The 15,466-nt window shown below is 37.8% G+C and carries 12 protein-coding genes and 1 pseudogene; 10 read left to right on the top strand and 3 right to left on the bottom strand.

The features are described from left to right. The 6 genes and pseudogenes from pyrI (at position 1) to mtgA (ending at position 5,448) form a co-directional block, all read left to right on the top strand. Positions 1-468, top strand: coding sequence for an aspartate carbamoyltransferase regulatory subunit (pyrI, locus tag JCM15092_RS06610; protein ID WP_024993975.1), 468 nt, complete (start codon positions 1-3; stop codon positions 466-468). A gap of 6 nt (positions 469-474) precedes the next feature. Further along, positions 475-1,041 (top strand): flavin reductase family protein, encoded by a 567-nt coding sequence (locus JCM15092_RS06605; protein ID WP_024993974.1) that lies wholly within the window; start codon positions 475-477, stop codon positions 1,039-1,041. Positions 1,042-1,184: 143 nt separating this feature from the next. Beyond that, positions 1,185-2,465 (top strand): serine hydroxymethyltransferase, encoded by a 1,281-nt coding sequence (glyA, locus tag JCM15092_RS06600; protein WP_024993973.1) that lies wholly within the window; start codon positions 1,185-1,187, stop codon positions 2,463-2,465. 88 nt (positions 2,466-2,553) lie between these two features. Next, positions 2,554-3,900 (top strand): MATE family efflux transporter, encoded by a 1,347-nt coding sequence (locus tag JCM15092_RS06595; RefSeq protein WP_024993972.1) that lies wholly within the window; start codon positions 2,554-2,556, stop codon positions 3,898-3,900. A gap of 38 nt (positions 3,901-3,938) precedes the next feature. Beyond that, positions 3,939-4,616, top strand: coding sequence for an OmpA family protein (locus JCM15092_RS06590; protein ID WP_024993971.1), 678 nt, complete (start codon positions 3,939-3,941; stop codon positions 4,614-4,616). A gap of 92 nt (positions 4,617-4,708) precedes the next feature. Continuing rightward, a pseudogene (mtgA, locus tag JCM15092_RS15235) lies at positions 4,709-5,448 on the top strand (monofunctional biosynthetic peptidoglycan transglycosylase). A gap of 197 nt (positions 5,449-5,645) precedes the next feature. Here mtgA and JCM15092_RS06580 read toward each other — a convergent pair. Beyond that, a complete protein-coding gene (locus JCM15092_RS06580; RefSeq protein WP_024993970.1) occupies positions 5,646-6,257 on the bottom strand; it encodes a trimeric intracellular cation channel family protein in 612 nt (203 codons plus the stop codon). 77 nt (positions 6,258-6,334) lie between these two features. Between JCM15092_RS06580 and wecB the strand changes: the two genes are divergently transcribed. Next, positions 6,335-7,420: a non-hydrolyzing UDP-N-acetylglucosamine 2-epimerase gene (wecB, locus tag JCM15092_RS06575; RefSeq protein ID WP_024993969.1), complete on the top strand. Its 1,086-nt coding sequence runs from the start codon at positions 6,335-6,337 to the stop codon at positions 7,418-7,420. Between the two features lie 316 nt (positions 7,421-7,736). Here wecB and JCM15092_RS06570 read toward each other — a convergent pair whose 3' ends face one another. Further along, entirely contained in the window at positions 7,737-9,134 is a 1,398-nt protein-coding gene (locus JCM15092_RS06570; RefSeq protein WP_024993968.1) for a DUF3078 domain-containing protein, read from the bottom strand. 215 nt (positions 9,135-9,349) lie between these two features. Here JCM15092_RS06570 and pyrG point away from each other — a divergent pair, with 215 nt between their 5' ends. From pyrG to dpp5, 3 genes are all read left to right on the top strand, one after another. Then, a complete protein-coding gene (gene pyrG, locus JCM15092_RS06565; protein ID WP_024993967.1) occupies positions 9,350-10,948 on the top strand; it encodes a CTP synthase in 1,599 nt (532 codons plus the stop codon). A 27-nt stretch (positions 10,949-10,975) separates the two neighbouring features. Then, positions 10,976-12,841 (top strand): membrane protein insertase YidC, encoded by a 1,866-nt coding sequence (gene yidC, locus JCM15092_RS06560; protein WP_024993966.1) that lies wholly within the window; start codon positions 10,976-10,978, stop codon positions 12,839-12,841. Between the two features lie 63 nt (positions 12,842-12,904). Next, positions 12,905-15,016 (top strand): dipeptidyl-peptidase Dpp5, encoded by a 2,112-nt coding sequence (gene dpp5 / locus JCM15092_RS06555; protein ID WP_024993965.1) that lies wholly within the window; start codon positions 12,905-12,907, stop codon positions 15,014-15,016. A gap of 172 nt (positions 15,017-15,188) precedes the next feature. Here dpp5 and JCM15092_RS17510 read toward each other — a convergent pair whose 3' ends face one another. Beyond that, on the bottom strand, positions 15,189-15,461 hold the full coding sequence (locus JCM15092_RS17510) for a fibronectin type III-like domain-contianing protein (protein WP_235782291.1): 273 nt from the start codon (positions 15,459-15,461) through the stop codon (positions 15,189-15,191). Between the last annotated feature and the right edge of the window lie 5 nt (positions 15,462-15,466).

Below are 15,466 nucleotides of genomic sequence, written 5' to 3'. Positions count from 1 at the left end.
ATAGCTATGAGTGAAAAGAAACAAGCCCTACAGGTTGCAGCCCTTGAGAACGGAACTGTAATCGATCATATACCTTCAGACAAACTGTTTACTGTGGTATCTCTTCTGAGACTGCAGAATTCCGACTTGAACATAACAATAGGAAATAACCTGCCAAGTAAAAAACTTGGGAAAAAAGGTATCATAAAGGTAGCAGACAGATATTTTACTGATGAAGAGATAAACCAGTTATCGGTTGTGGCCTCAAATATTCGCCTTAATATAATTCAGGATTATGAAGTTGTTGAGAAGAAAGAGGTTCAGCTACCCGATGAACTTATGGGCATAGTAAGATGCAACAATCCAAAATGCATTACCAACAACGAGCCTATGAAAACACACTTCCATGTAGTTGATAAAGAAAATGGTATTTTGAAATGTCACTATTGTGAGAAGGAACAAAATAAGGATTCAATAAAAACAATATAATAATATATGAAAGAAGACTGGAAACCAGGTACGATGATATACCCGCTTCCTGCCATTCTTGTGAGTTGTGGTAGCTGCGAAGAGGAGTATAATATTCTAACTGTCTCATGGGTGGGTACAATCTGTACAAATCCGGCAATGTGTTATATATCTGTTCGTCCAGAGAGATACTCATACCCTATTTTAAAAAAGAATATGGAGTTCGTGCTTAATCTGACAACAAAAGATATGGCATATGCAACGGACTGGTGTGGCGTACGATCAGGAAAAGATTACGATAAGTTTAAAGAGATGAATCTTACTCCTGAGAAAGGTAAGATTGTAAGCGCTCCTATCATCAAGGAATCTCCTCTCTGCATAGAATGCAAGGTTAAGGAGATTATTTCTTTAGGTTCACACGACATGTTTATTGCCGAAGTTGTCAATGTTAAAGCCGACAGCAGATACATTGATAAAGAGACAGGTAAACTCAATCTGGCAGAGACAAATCCGCTGGTATATGTTCACGGAGCTTACTACAATCTTGGCGAAAAGATAGGAAAGTTCGGATGGTCAGTTGAGAAAAAGAAATAATTATTACAAAGAAGCGATATTGTGCAATAAAATAACACCATTTTTATCGTTTTTATAAACTTTTGTTTCTTTTGTAATATAATATAACTAATTTTGTGAGCTCAAAATTGGTAACACAAATAACTTCCAAATTATTAATACAAATGAAAAGAGACGATTTGATTTTCGACATTATCGAAAAAGAACATCAAAGACAGCTTAAAGGAATTGAGTTGATCGCATCAGAAAATTTTGTTAGCGATCAGGTTATGCAAGCTATGGGCACATGCCTTACTAACAAGTATGCAGAAGGTTATCCTGGCAAGCGTTATTATGGAGGCTGTGAAGTAGTAGACCAGAGCGAACAAATAGCTATCGACAGACTTAAAGAGGTATTCGGTGCTGAATGGGCTAACGTACAGCCACACTCAGGAGCTCAGGCAAATGCAGCTGTCTTCTTGGCAGTACTTAACCCAGGCGACAAATTCATGGGATTAAACCTTGCTCATGGTGGTCATCTCTCTCATGGATCATTAGTTAATACTTCAGGTATAATATATACTCCCTGCGAATATAATTTGAATAAAGAGACTGGACGAGTTGACTACGAACAGATGGAAGAAGTTGCTCTTCGTGAGAAACCAAAGATGATCATCGGTGGTGGTTCAGCTTATTCACGTGAGTGGGACTACAAGAGAATGAGAGAAATCGCTGACAAGGTAGGTGCTATCTTGATGGTTGACATGGCTCATCCTGCTGGTCTTATCGCAGCCGGTCTTCTTGACAACCCATTGAAATATGCTCATATCGTTACATCAACAACTCACAAAACCCTTCGTGGTCCTAGAGGTGGCGTTATCCTTATGGGTAAAGACTTCCCTAACCCATGGGGCAAGACAACTCCTAAGGGTGAGATAAAGATGATGTCACAGCTTCTTGACTCTGCTGTATTCCCAGGTATCCAAGGTGGTCCTTTGGAACATGTTATTGCTGCTAAAGCTGTTGCTTTCGGTGAGTGTCTGCAACCTGAATTCAAAGAATACCAAAGACAGGTACAGAAAAATGCTGCTGCTTTAGCTCAAGCACTTATCGACAGAGGATTCACTATCGTTTCAGGAGGTACAGACAACCACTCAATGCTTGTTGACCTTCGCTCAAAATATCCAGATCTTACCGGTAAGGTAGCAGAGAAAGCTCTTGTTTCAGCTGATATCACAGTAAACAAGAACATGGTGCCATTCGACTCTCGCTCTGCCTTCCAGACATCAGGTATACGTTTGGGAACTCCTGCTATCACTACTCGTGGTGCAAAAGAGGAATTCATGCTTGAAATTGCTGAGATGATAGAGACAGTTCTGTCAAATGTAGAAAACGAAGAGGTTATTGCTCAAGTTCGCAAAAGAGTGAACGAGACAATGAAGAAATACCCATTGTTTGCATATTAATCAAAACAATATTTTCATTATAAAGGTGCAGAATATTATTCTACACCTTTATTTTTTTATTTTTACTACCATTTCCAAGAGAGATATGATTTCAGGAGCAAAAGATCTTACACAAGGGCCTATCTTAAGGCAACTGTATAACTTGGCTATCCCCATTATGGGAACCTCTTTTGTACAGATGGCATACAACCTTACCGACATGGCATGGGTTGGCAGACTTGGCAGCGAATCAGTCGCAGCCGTAGGCTCTGTAGGCATTCTTACATGGATGGCTTCATCTATCGCTCTTCTCAATAAAGTAGGATCCGAAGTCAGCGTAGGTCACTCTGTTGGAATGCAAGATGCTAAAATGGCACGTAACTTTGCTTCGCACAATATCACCATATCTTTTATTTTATCAATCATACTGGGAATTATATTCTTCAGCTTTTCCAGAAGTATAATAAGCTTATATGGTCTTAGTGACAGTATAACATTTAATGCAGTAAACTATCTTAAGATCATATCTACTGCTCTTCCTTTTGTCTTCATGTCGGCTGCCTTCTCAGGTATTTTTAATGCATGCGGAAGGACTATTGTGCCATTTTATATAAATGGTGTAGGGCTGATTATGAACATGGTCCTCGACCCTCTTTTTATTTTCGTATTCCATATGGGAACCAACGGAGCTGCAATAGCAACATGGATAGCGCAATTCACAGTCTTCATACTTTTCGTATATAAGTTGAAGTTCAAGAAAGCACTGTTCAATGGAATACCATTTATTGTTTCATTAAAAAAGGAATATACCAAAAAGATACTTAAGTTGGGAGTTCCTGTAGCTCTGCTCAACACCCTATTTGCCTTTGTAAACATCATCTTAGGCAAGAGCGCATCCGCTCAAGGAGGACACCTGGGACTGATGACACTTACCACTGGAGGACAGATAGAAGCTGTATCTTGGAATACCTCTCAAGGATTCTCTTCTGCACTAAGCTCGTTTGTGGCACAAAATTATGCTGCCGGAAAAAAGAATCGTATTACAAAAGCGTTTAAAATAACCATAGGTTTAGCCTCTTTTTTTGGACTCTTATCATCTTTTGCATTTATATTTTATGGAAATGAAATATTTTCTATATTTGTGCCAGAGGCAGAGGCATACACTACTGGTGGAAGGTATCTGACAATCGATGGTTATTCACAGATATTCATGATGATTGAGATAACTACACAAGGTATGTTTTATGGCGTGGGAAGGAGTTTGCCACCAGCTATAATAAGCATAGGATGCAACTATTTCAGAATACCACTCTCAATTTTTCTTATCTCTTTGGGAATGGGACTAGACGGAATTTGGTGGAGTATATCCATTACAAGTATAATGAAAGGTATAATTTGTATTATCTGGCTATATTTAATTAGAAAAAAACTATATATTAGGGATCAGTTTGCTTAGACAAACTTTTAACGATGTTTCTTTTTAAAATTTTTAATATGAAAAAAACTAAGATTTTAGTATTGTGCCTTTGCACAGGAATTGTATTTAGCGGATGTGGAAACATGAGTAACACTGCTAAAGGTGGCATAATCGGTGGTGGCGGTGGCGCTGCCTTGGGAGCTATAGTTGGTGGTCTTGTAGGTCATGGTAAAGGAGCTGCTATCGGTGCTGCTGTTGGTGCAGCAGTTGGCACCGGAGCTGGCGTTTTGATCGGTAAAAAAATGGATAAAGCTGCAGCTGAAGCTGCTCAGATTAATGGAGCTCAGGTTGAGCAGATTACTGACAGCAATGGTCTTCAGGCTGTAAAAGTTACTTTTGACTCAGGAATTCTTTTCGGATTCAACTCTGCAGCACTAAGCACTCAAGCTCAGAACTCTCTTACTAAGTTTGCTGCTATAATGAAACAGAATCCAACTATGGATATCGCTATCATGGGTCATACTGATAAAGTAGGTACTCAGGAAGCTAACTTGAAAGTTTCTACAAACCGCGCAGATGCTGTACAGAATTTCCTTATACAACAAGGAGTAAGTTCTACTCAGATTAAAGAGACTAAAGGTTTAGGCTTCAGCCAATATGACGACGCTCTTACTGCTGCTCAGAACAGACGTGTTGAGGTCTACATGTATGCAAGTAAGGATATGATTAAACAAGCTGAAGCTGGTAATCTATAATCCTTAAGAATAAACTTATTCTATTTAAATTCACTCAATGTCTGCTTATGTGTGACATTGAGTGAATTATATTAATACGCAACCAGATTTCTATGATAAAGAATAAAGCCTTAAGGTGGATTAGAAATATTATTATATTTTTCTTTGCATCTACTATCTTATCGGTTATACTACTTAGATTCATCCCTGTATATTTCACACCTCTCATGTTTATAAGAACTGCACAGCAGATAACTAAAGGAGAAGATGTGATATGGAAACATACATGGGTACCGAAAGAGAAGATTTCCAGACACCTGCCTATGGCTGTCATTGCATCCGAAGACAATAGATTCGCAGAGCACTCGGGATTTGACTTTGATGCAATAAACAAAGCGATGAAGGAAAACAGTAAGCGCAAAAAGCCTCACGGAGCTAGCACTATTAGCCAGCAGACAGCCAAAAATATATTCCTCTGGCCTCAATCATCATGGGTAAGAAAAGGATTCGAAGTCTACTTCACATGCTTAATTGAACTCTTTTGGAGCAAAGAGAGAATAATGGAGGTATACCTAAACTCCATAGAGATGGGAAATGGTATATATGGGGCACAGGCTGTGGCAAAAGCTCATTTCGATAAAGATGCAATCGACCTCACCAGAGGGGAATCGGCACTTATTGCAGCCAGCTTCCTAATCCGATAAGATTTAACTCAGGCAATCCATCTTCATATATGTATAGACGACAGAAGAAGATAATGAGACTGATGAGGCTTATGCCTAAATTCCCAAAAGAGACAGAAAAAATAGAGATTAATAATATAATCTCTATTTTTCTTTATTTACCCTCCTAAGTGCTCAATAATATTTTTTATAAATAATAAAGGCTTTGCTGAGTCAGCTGAGATACTTGGTCGATAAACGATAAAATGGCTGTACAATATCTGTTTCGTAATAATATAGGCTTTATCGAGTCTACTGAAGACCTGGTCTATCTGTAGAGATATCCTGCCAGTAAACGATAAAATGGTGTTCTTATTTTCATTTAATCTTACTCAATACCCTTTAAGGTAGGTAAACAGATACGATATTTCACAGCCAATATGCGAGTTATAAAAACAGAACTACCTCCCAATATTTGACAAATATATGAGTCGAGACCAATCAAATCACAACCGAAATAGATTAGTCCTCCGATGACACATGCCACAGCATAAATCTCTTTTCTGAAAATCAATGGTATTTCATTTATGAAGACATCTCTTATTACACCACCTGCCGCACCTGTTATACTACCCATAATAATTGCTACCCAAAATGGATATCCTAGTGCAATAGATTTACCTACTCCGACAACGGTGAAAAGAGATAAACCGATACTGTCGAATATAAAGAAGGTATTGTGCATATGAATTAGAAGCTTACCAAAAAGTATAACCCAAACCAGCGCAAGAGCTGTACATATAAGGTAAATAGGATTCTCCATCCAGGCTGGAGTTACATTAAGTAATAAATCACGAAGAGTTCCACCTCCAATTGCTGTAGCAAGACCTACAACATAGGCACCAAACCAATCAAAATGTTTGGCTGAAGCTAGCCGAATGCCACTGATAGCAAAGGCAAAGGTACCTATAAAATCTAGTATTTGAACGAATGTAATCATTAATTAAAATTTGAGGCAAAGAAACTAATTAATTCGAGAATAAAGCCTAATTTTGTATTAAGAAATATTTGATAAGAATGAAAATTACAATCATTGCCGGTGCTCGCCCTAATTTTATGAAAATCGCTCCATTGGCAAGGGCAATTAAAAGCGCTTCAGAAGCAGGGAAAGAGATTTCGTACAGACTTGTATATACAGGAAGTAAAAACGATACAAGCATAGAACCATCTCTCTTTTCCGACCTTAACTTAACTCCACCTGATTCATACCTAGAGGTTGAAAGCGATAACTTCTTTAAAAGAACCGCTGACATTATTGTTGCGTTTGCAGATGAACTTGACAAACATCCTGCAAATGCTGTAATTGTTGTAGATGACTTCACTCCTACCATGGCTTGCTCTCTTGTAGCAAAGAAGAAAGGAATTAAAGTGGTGCATCTGGTAGCAGGTATAAGATCATTCGATATGAACAAACCTAAAGAGGTAAACAGAATGATTATTGACGGTCTATCCGATATACTCTTCACAGCAGGAATGGATGCTAACAGAAACCTAAGCAATACAGGTACTGATATAAATAATATCTATTTTGTAGGCAACATACTTATAGATACACTACGTCTATCTCTTCCAAATATTACCCGTCCGGTTAATTTCGACATTCTTGGAATAAAAGAGAATGATTATGTTCTGCTTACACTGAACAAAAGAGATATTATCAATAATGACGAGAAACTGAAGGAAATTATAAATACTATAATAAACTCATCTTCAAAAAAGATAGTAGCTCCACTACATTCATATGTAAAGAGTAAAATTGAGAGCCTCGGCTTAAAGTCGGACAGACTATTAATTATACAACCTCAGTCATACTTATCGTTCATATATGCTGCAAAGAATGCATCAGCTATAGTTACAGATTCAGGTAACATTGCCGAAGAGGCTACTTTCATGAATGTTCCATGTATCACACTCGACAATTACACCGAACATAATGAAACAGTGACAAGTGGTACTAACCTTTTGATTGGTGAAGATTACAGCAGAATAAAGGAGAGCATGGAGAAGATTGCAAAAGGTGAATGGAAAAACAGTACACTACCTGAAAGATGGGATGGTAGAACATCTGAAAGAATAGTACAGATTCTACTCGAAGAGATATAACTCTCTGAGAGAACTACAGACTATACTTTAAGAGATATAGCCCGCTAACAGAATTACAACCCTACTCGAAGAGATTTCCCTCTGAGAGATACAGACTATACTTGAAGAGAGATAATCCAACGATAGAATTACAGATACTACTCTAAAAGTTCTGATCCTTCTGAATAATCTTTTTGAATACGCTTAACGTACTCATGTTCATCTGTTTTCATTTACGTTACTTTTTTGTGTAACGCTATTTTAGGACGGGATAAATTTATAAAAGAAGAGAGCGATACATCACTGTATCGCTCTCTTCTTTTATAATATCATGTTCTTACCATTTATAGTTCAAACCGAAGCTTAACAACTCCTGTATCTGAAAATAACTATGGTTATTTCCGCTTAGAGCAACACCATCATCAAAACGTGCATGAACGAACAACTTAGTTGATAGATATCTGTTCAATACGAAGTTGAAAGTATTTTCCCAGTTCGCAATAACATTATTGTACGTTGTAAAGTATTCTAGTTTTGAGTCCCACACCACACTTGGGAACATCTTCCATTGAAGTGTACCGGTGAACTTAGAACCGAATAGGTTTGCAGTACGATCTCCATCCTTAACATTAAACGTTGTTGTATTAATAATTCGGTCATTATCCTTTATGAATATGAATGTATAGGCAAATGGTGATGTAAGCAATGATAGAATATAATTCTTATTACTCTTCTTAAAGTCCATACCGAGTGTTAAATCCATCTGTGCAGGAGAAAGGATGTTAGATATCAAATCATTGGTATTAGTCTTATAGTTAGCGAAGAACTGTGTTTTAAAGTCCAAGCCAAGTGTATAGTACCAGTTCTTATGAGCCTGAACGCCCAATTTACTTGTAATTCTGAAAAGGTCGGCATTAGTCTTATACTTATGTACAGTATCTGATGGAGCTGTTATAAAACCAAGTTTTATCTCCATTCGGTTATCAAACTGAATCTTTTGACGGTCGTTATAATTTGCCTCTAGTATAAGTCCTGACAAAAGAGCATTTGTACTTTCACCACCTTTATACCAATTATCTGATATATAGTGCTGCGTGAACTGAGCATAACCATTGCCTTTGTGAGTCCAGAAGTTAGGACGTACCACAATCAACTCTCCCTCATTTAAATTCTCTACAGGAGCTTCAGGTTCAAGAAGACTTATCACATCCTCTTTTTTAGGTCTCTTCACTATTTTGTTATCATCCAGGAACTTCAGATTTTTAAAATCAGCCTCATTCTTTAATACTATCTCCGGTTTTTTCAGGTAAACATTCATTAAAATCTTATTTACCCAACTGTTAGTAGCTTTAGACTTTTCCAAATTATCATAAGGTAAGCTCGGACAACTATCATTTTTAAAACAAAGAATAGAATCTATTGCTGCGCTTCTATTTCTGTTATACATTGAGGGAGACCAATCTATATTGGAAATTTCCTCGATAGGCTCTTGATAATATGTAGTAGGAACAAACAATTTGTACAAATCCGGATTAGGAATTTCACTATATTGAGGAATTGTATCCAGATTATTCCACAAAGCATAATTAGCATAATATGCTGAACTCTTTTGAGCCAAAGAATCGTAAAAATTCGTTACAACATCATTACTATAATGTTTGTTTTCACGCCTTTGAGAATATGAACTAGTAAAGAAGTATGCCAGGCATGACAACAATACAAAATATTTTTTCATATTAATAGGGTTGAAGTGTTTATAATGCAAAAATACATTAAAAATTACATTAAGTATAATATACAACATATTTTAAGGAAGTAATTATAATTATTCTGCAATAAATTGATTTAAGTCATAATGTTTTTAATTAACTGCTATCTTATAAAAAAAAAGATTTTGTATTTTTGCAACTTTGATTTAATAGGTAATTTATAATTTTAAATAATATAGTTGTGGGAGAAACTAAGTATATTTTCGTAACCGGTGGTGTTGCTTCATCATTAGGTAAAGGCATTATTTCGTCATCAATAGGCAAATTACTTCAAGCTAGAGGATATAATGTCACAATCCAAAAATTTGATCCTTACATCAACATCGATCCAGGTACACTAAATCCTTATGAACATGGAGAGTGTTATGTAACCGTGGATGGTCATGAGGCCGACCTCGACCTAGGACATTATGAACGTTTCCTTGGAATTCAGACAACAAAAGCAAACAATATCACAACTGGTCGTATCTATAAAAGTGTTATAGACAAAGAGCGTAAAGGTGATTTTTTAGGTAAAACTATTCAAGTTGTCCCTCATATCACAGATGAGATAAAAAGAAATGTTAAGCTTCTAGGTTCCAAAAATAAATTCGATTTTGTTATTACAGAAATTGGAGGTACTGTAGGTGATATAGAATCTTTTCCATATCTAGAGAGCATACGTCAGCTGAAATGGGAAATGGGTCGCAACGCTCTATGCGTTCACCTTACATATGTTCCATATCTTGCTGCTGCTAAAGAGTTGAAGACTAAGCCTACACAGCACTCTGTTAAAGAGTTACAGTCTGTAGGTATACAACCTGACATTCTTGTTCTTCGTACTGAGCACCAACTAAGTGCCGAATTGAGGAAGAAAGTTGCTCTATTCTGTAATGTTGACGAGAACGCTGTTGTACAGTCAATAGATATGCCAACAATATACGAAGTCCCATTGAAGATGCAGGAACAGGGTCTTGACGAGACAATCCTTAAGAAAATGGGTATGCCTGTTGGAGAAGCTCCAGCTCTTATTCCATGGAAGAAGTTCCTAGAGAGAAGAAACAAAGCTAAAGAAACTGTTAAGATTGGTCTTGTTGGTAAATATGATCTTCAGGATGCTTATAAATCTATCTTAGAGTCTATCTCTCAATCAGCAACATACAATGATAGAAAAGCCGATATTCAATTTCTAAACAGCGAGAAGCTAACAGAAGAGAATGTTGAACAAAAACTTAAAGGCATGGATGGTGTTATCGTTTGCCCGGGATTTGGACAGAGAGGCATAGAAGGCAAGTTCGTAGCATTGAAATATACAAGAACACACAACATACCAACATTTGGTATTTGCCTTGGTATGCAGTGCATGACAATTGAGTTTGCAAGAAATGTATTGGGATATGAAGATGCAAATAGCCGTGAGATGGATGAGAAGACCCCACACAATGTAATTGACATTATGGAAGAGCAGAAAGCCATTACAAACATGGGAGGTACAATGCGTCTTGGTGCATACGACTGTGTAATAAGCAAAGATTCTAAGGCTTTTGAAGCTTACAAGAAAGAGCATATACAGGAACGTCACCGTCACCGCTATGAGTTTAATAATGACTATAAGAAAGAGTTTGAAGAGAATGGCATGAAATGTGTAGGTATTAACCCAGAGTCAGACCTGGTAGAGATTGTTGAGATACCTTCACTTAAGTGGTTTGTTGGTACTCAGTTCCATCCGGAATATAGCAGTACCGTACTTAATCCTCATCCTTTATTCCTGTCATTTATAAAGGCAGCAATTACTAAATAACAGATATATAAAGAATAAATCGTAAAGATGGATAAAAACACTTTAATTGGGTTCACGTTAATAGGAGCCGTTCTTATTGGCTTTTCTATTTTCAGCCGGCCTAGTCAAGCGGAGATTGATAGAGCAAAAAGACAGAAAGATTCTACTCAGATTGTTGAGCAGAGCAAACCTGTGCAACAAAACAATGCAAAGGCTGATGCTTTGGTAGAGAAAAATACCGTCGATTCTACATCTCTTTTCTTTAATGCTTCAAAAGGAGTTGAACAGCTAGTTACTATTCAGAATGATTTGGTAAAAGTTACTTTTACCAATAAAGGTGGTAGAGTTTGTTCGGCTATGCTGAAGAAGTACAACGGACAAGATGGTAAACCACTAGTCTTATTTGATGCTAAGGACTCAGGAATGAACTTTGCATTCGATGGAAAAGAGGGAAATATACTAACCAAAGATTACTACTTCCAGCCTATCAATGTAACAGATAGTACAGTTACAATGCGTCTTAACGCAAGTAATGGCGGATATATAGACTTTGACTACAAGTTGTTGCATGATAAATATATGATGAACTTCATACTTACTGCAAAAGGTATGAGCAACTTCTTCCCTACATCAACTAAGAGTGTAAATATCAACTGGTCTCAGAAAGCACGTCAACTTGAGAAAGGTTACACTTTCGAACAGAGATATACATCACTTACATACAAAGTTGTTGATGAGCACTCTGATTATCTTAGTGAAACCAAGAAGGATAGACAAGATATGACCGAGGACCTCAATTGGATTGCATTCAAGAACCAGTTCTTCTCATCTGTCTTCATCGCCGATCAGGACTTCACAAAGACTATACTTGAGTCAAATCCTCAGGAAGAGAACAGTGGTTATCTGAAAGATTATAAAGCTGATATGTCTACATTCTTTGATCCATCAGGAGCTAAGTCAACAAACATGCAGCTTTACTTCGGTCCTAACCACTTCAAAACTCTACATGCAAGTAATGACTTGAGTATCTCTAATAAAGATCTTGAACTTGAAGACCTTGTATATCTTGGATGGCCTGTCATACGTTGGATAAACAGATGGTTCACCATCAACCTCTTCGACTGGCTTTCAGGCTGGGGATTAAGCATGGGTGCCGTAATATTACTTATGACTATAATCGTTAAGGTCCTCGTCTACCCTGCTACTCGTAAGTCATATATGTCATCCGCAAAGATGCGTGTTCTTAAGCCATATATACAGGAGATAAATGAAAAGTATCCTAAGAAAGAAGACGCTCTCAAGAAGCAGCAGGAGACTATGGCACTATACAGCCAATATGGAGTAAGTCCTATGGGAGGATGTCTTCCTATGCTTATCCAGATGCCTGTATTCATGGCACTCTTCTTCTTTGTGCCAAACGCTATAGAGCTTCGTCAACAGAGTTTCCTTTGGGCACCTGACTTGTCAACTTATGATGACCTGATTAACTGGGGAACAAACATTCCTCTTCTTGGAAATCACCTTAGCGTGTTCTGTCTTCTGTTCAGTATCACTAATATATTGAACACAATTTACACAATGAAGCAGCAAGATATGAGCATGGGTGGTCAACAGCAGATGCCTATTATGAAGTGGATGATGTACCTTATGCCGGTTATGTTCATATTCATATTCAATAACTACTCTTCAGGTCTTAACTACTACTACTTTATTTCAGGTCTTATTGGTATCCTGACAATGGTAGTCCTAAGAGAGGTTACTGATGAGAAGAAACTTCTTGCTAAACTTCAGGCGAATAAAGCTAAGAATAGCCAGAAGAAAGGCACAGGAGGCGGATTGATGGGTAAACTTGAAGCTTTACAAAAAGAGCAGGAAAGAATACAGAAAGAAAAGATGAACAGATACAAAAAATAATTTGTTGATATAATATGAGGGGCAGAGTTTTACAATTCTGCCCTTTTTTAAATATTACCACCTATGAAAAAAAAGAAGATTCTAATTATGTCAGTTTCTTTATTGATAGCCTCAACAAGTAGTGGGCTAAATCTGTCCGATACAAAATCAGAGAATATTATCGGTAAACAGAACATTGAAATTAAAGACGGAGTTCTTACTCCTGAAGCTCTTTGGGCAATGGGAAGAATAGGAAGTCTTGACGTATCTCCTGATGGCAAGAAAATTGCCTACACAGTGACATACTACAGCGTACCACAGAACAAGAGCCATACAGAGATATATGTAATGGATGCTGATGGGAAAAACAACACCCTGCTTACACAAAGCGCATTCAGTGAGAACCAGCCAACATGGACAAAAGCAGGAAAGAAGATTACATTCCTCAGCAATGAAAGCGGAAGCAGCCAGATATGGGAGATGAATCCTGACGGAACAGACAGAAAGAAAATATCTGACTATGAAGGTGACATTGAGGGATTCAAATTCTCTCCTGATGGCAAACAGGTACTCTTCATCTCACAGATAAAGTATGGTAAACGAACTGTAGACATCTATCCAGACCTTCCAAAATCATCAGGTATCATTGTTAACGACCTTATGTACAAACATTGGGATGAGTGGGTAGAGAGCATACCACATCCTTTTGTTGCGCCATTCGACGGTGAAAAGATAGGGAAAGCAACAGATATAATGCTTGACGAACCATTCGAGGCTCCATTGAAACCTTTCGGAGGTATTGAGCAGCTTGCTTGGAGCTGCGATTCAAAGAGCATTGCATATACAAGCCGTAAGAAAGAGGGAATGGCATATGCCACCTCTACCGACTCGGATATATATCTATATAACCTCGAGAACAAGAGTACAAAGAATCTCTGCAAGAGCGAAGACAACCCTGACAAGAATATGGGTTATGACATCAATCCTAAGTTCTCACCAGATGGGAAATATATCGCTTGGCAAAGTATGGAACGTGATGGCTACGAGAGTGACAGAAACCGCCTCTGCGTAATGGAACTTGCTACAGGTAAGAAACAGTATGTTACCGAATCATTCGAATCGGGAGTAGACGATTTCTGCTGGACGAAAAACTCATCTAAACTCTATTTCATTGGAGTATGGCATGGTACAACCATGATATATTCAACAAACCTTAAGGGTGAAGTAAAAAAGCTTACAGATGGCATGTATGACTATGCTTCAGTAAATCTGTGCGGTGATAATATAATAACAACTCGTCACTCAATAAGTCATGCTGACGAAATATTTACACTCAACACAAAGAGTGGAAAAGTAGAGCAGCTATCTCACGAGAACGACCATATTTTCAAACAGCTCAAGATTGGAAAGGTAGAGGAAAGATGGACTAAGACTACAGATGGAAAAGATATGCTATCTTGGGTGATCTATCCTATCAACTTCGATCCAAACAAGAAATACCCTACCCTCCTATTCTGCGAAGGTGGTCCTCAGAGTCCTGTAAGCCAGTTCTGGAGCTACAGATGGAACTTCCAAATTATGGCAGCAAACGATTATATCATCATTGCTCCAAACCGTCGTGGTCTTCCAGGTTTCGGTATGGAGTGGCTGGAACAGATCAGCGGTGATTACGCAGGCCAGTGTATGAAGGATTATTTATCGGCTATTGACGATATATCTAAGGAATTATATGTTGACAAGAATCGTCTTGGTTGTGTTGGAGCAAGCTTCGGAGGTTTCTCTGTTTACTGGTTAGCAGGAAATCACGACAAACGTTTCAAAGCATTCATAGCACACGATGGCATCTTCAATATCGAACAGCAGTATCTGGAAACAGAGGAGATGTGGTTTGCAAATTGGGATATGGGTGGTGCATATTGGGAAAAGAACAATGCCATCGCACAGCGCACCTTTGCTAACTCACCACATAAGTTTGTTGACAAATGGGATACTCCAATACTTTGTATCCATGGTGAGAAAGATTATCGTATTCTGGCTTCACAAGGTATGTCAGCTTTCAACGCTGCAGTTCTTCGCGGTATTCCTGCAGAGCTTCTTCTATACCCTGATGAAAACCACTGGGTATTGAAACCACAGAATGGTATTCTTTGGCAGAGAACATACTTCAAATGGCTCGATAAGTGGTTGAAGAAATAAATCTATTATGATATAGAACAAAAAGGTGTACATCAGATGTACACCTTTTTTATGATGGTAGGTTATTCATGCAATGACAATATATATACTCCATACCTGTTGAATAACAGACAACAGAAAAAGTCTGTTTAAAGAATTAAGTATATCTACAATTGACACTGCAACTCTTTTATTAGATTACACGTATAGGCAATGCCTGTAAATCTTCATCACGTGACGATGAACCATATAGAAGCTGGTAGTCGCCTGTGAATACATCAAGATCATCTTTCTTGTCATTGTAGTATGAAAAAGCATCAGGAGTGAGTGTAAGAGTAACCTTGCACTTTTCACCTTGTTTTATTTCTACACGTTTAAACGCCTTAAGAGCTTTTATTGGAGCATCAGGGTTTGTCAGGCTCTTTACATATACCTGCACCACTTCAGCTCCATCTCTACCTCCCACATTTT

Origin of the sequence: Phocaeicola paurosaccharolyticus JCM 15092, from assembly GCF_000613805.1 — a bacterium.
GTDB classification, from domain to species: domain Bacteria; phylum Bacteroidota; class Bacteroidia; order Bacteroidales; family Bacteroidaceae; genus Phocaeicola; species Phocaeicola paurosaccharolyticus.
This window is presented reverse-complemented; position numbering and strand designations above follow the sequence as displayed.

Excerpts from the sequence above, each read along its gene's own strand:
- JCM15092_RS06605 (WP_024993974.1), top strand. The coding sequence starts at position 475 with ATGAAAGAAGACTGGAAACCAGGTACGATGATATACCCGCTTCCTGCC.
- glyA (WP_024993973.1), top strand. The coding sequence starts at position 1,185 with ATGAAAAGAGACGATTTGATTTTCGACATTATCGAAAAAGAACATCAA.
- JCM15092_RS06590 (WP_024993971.1), top strand. The coding sequence starts at position 3,939 with ATGAAAAAAACTAAGATTTTAGTATTGTGCCTTTGCACAGGAATTGTA.
- JCM15092_RS06580 (WP_024993970.1), bottom strand. The coding sequence starts at position 6,257 with ATGATTACATTCGTTCAAATACTAGATTTTATAGGTACCTTTGCCTTT.
- wecB (WP_024993969.1), top strand. The coding sequence starts at position 6,335 with ATGAAAATTACAATCATTGCCGGTGCTCGCCCTAATTTTATGAAAATC.
- JCM15092_RS06570 (WP_024993968.1), bottom strand. The coding sequence starts at position 9,134 with ATGAAAAAATATTTTGTATTGTTGTCATGCCTGGCATACTTCTTTACT.
- yidC (WP_024993966.1), top strand. The coding sequence starts at position 10,976 with ATGGATAAAAACACTTTAATTGGGTTCACGTTAATAGGAGCCGTTCTT.
- dpp5 (WP_024993965.1), top strand. The coding sequence starts at position 12,905 with ATGAAAAAAAAGAAGATTCTAATTATGTCAGTTTCTTTATTGATAGCC.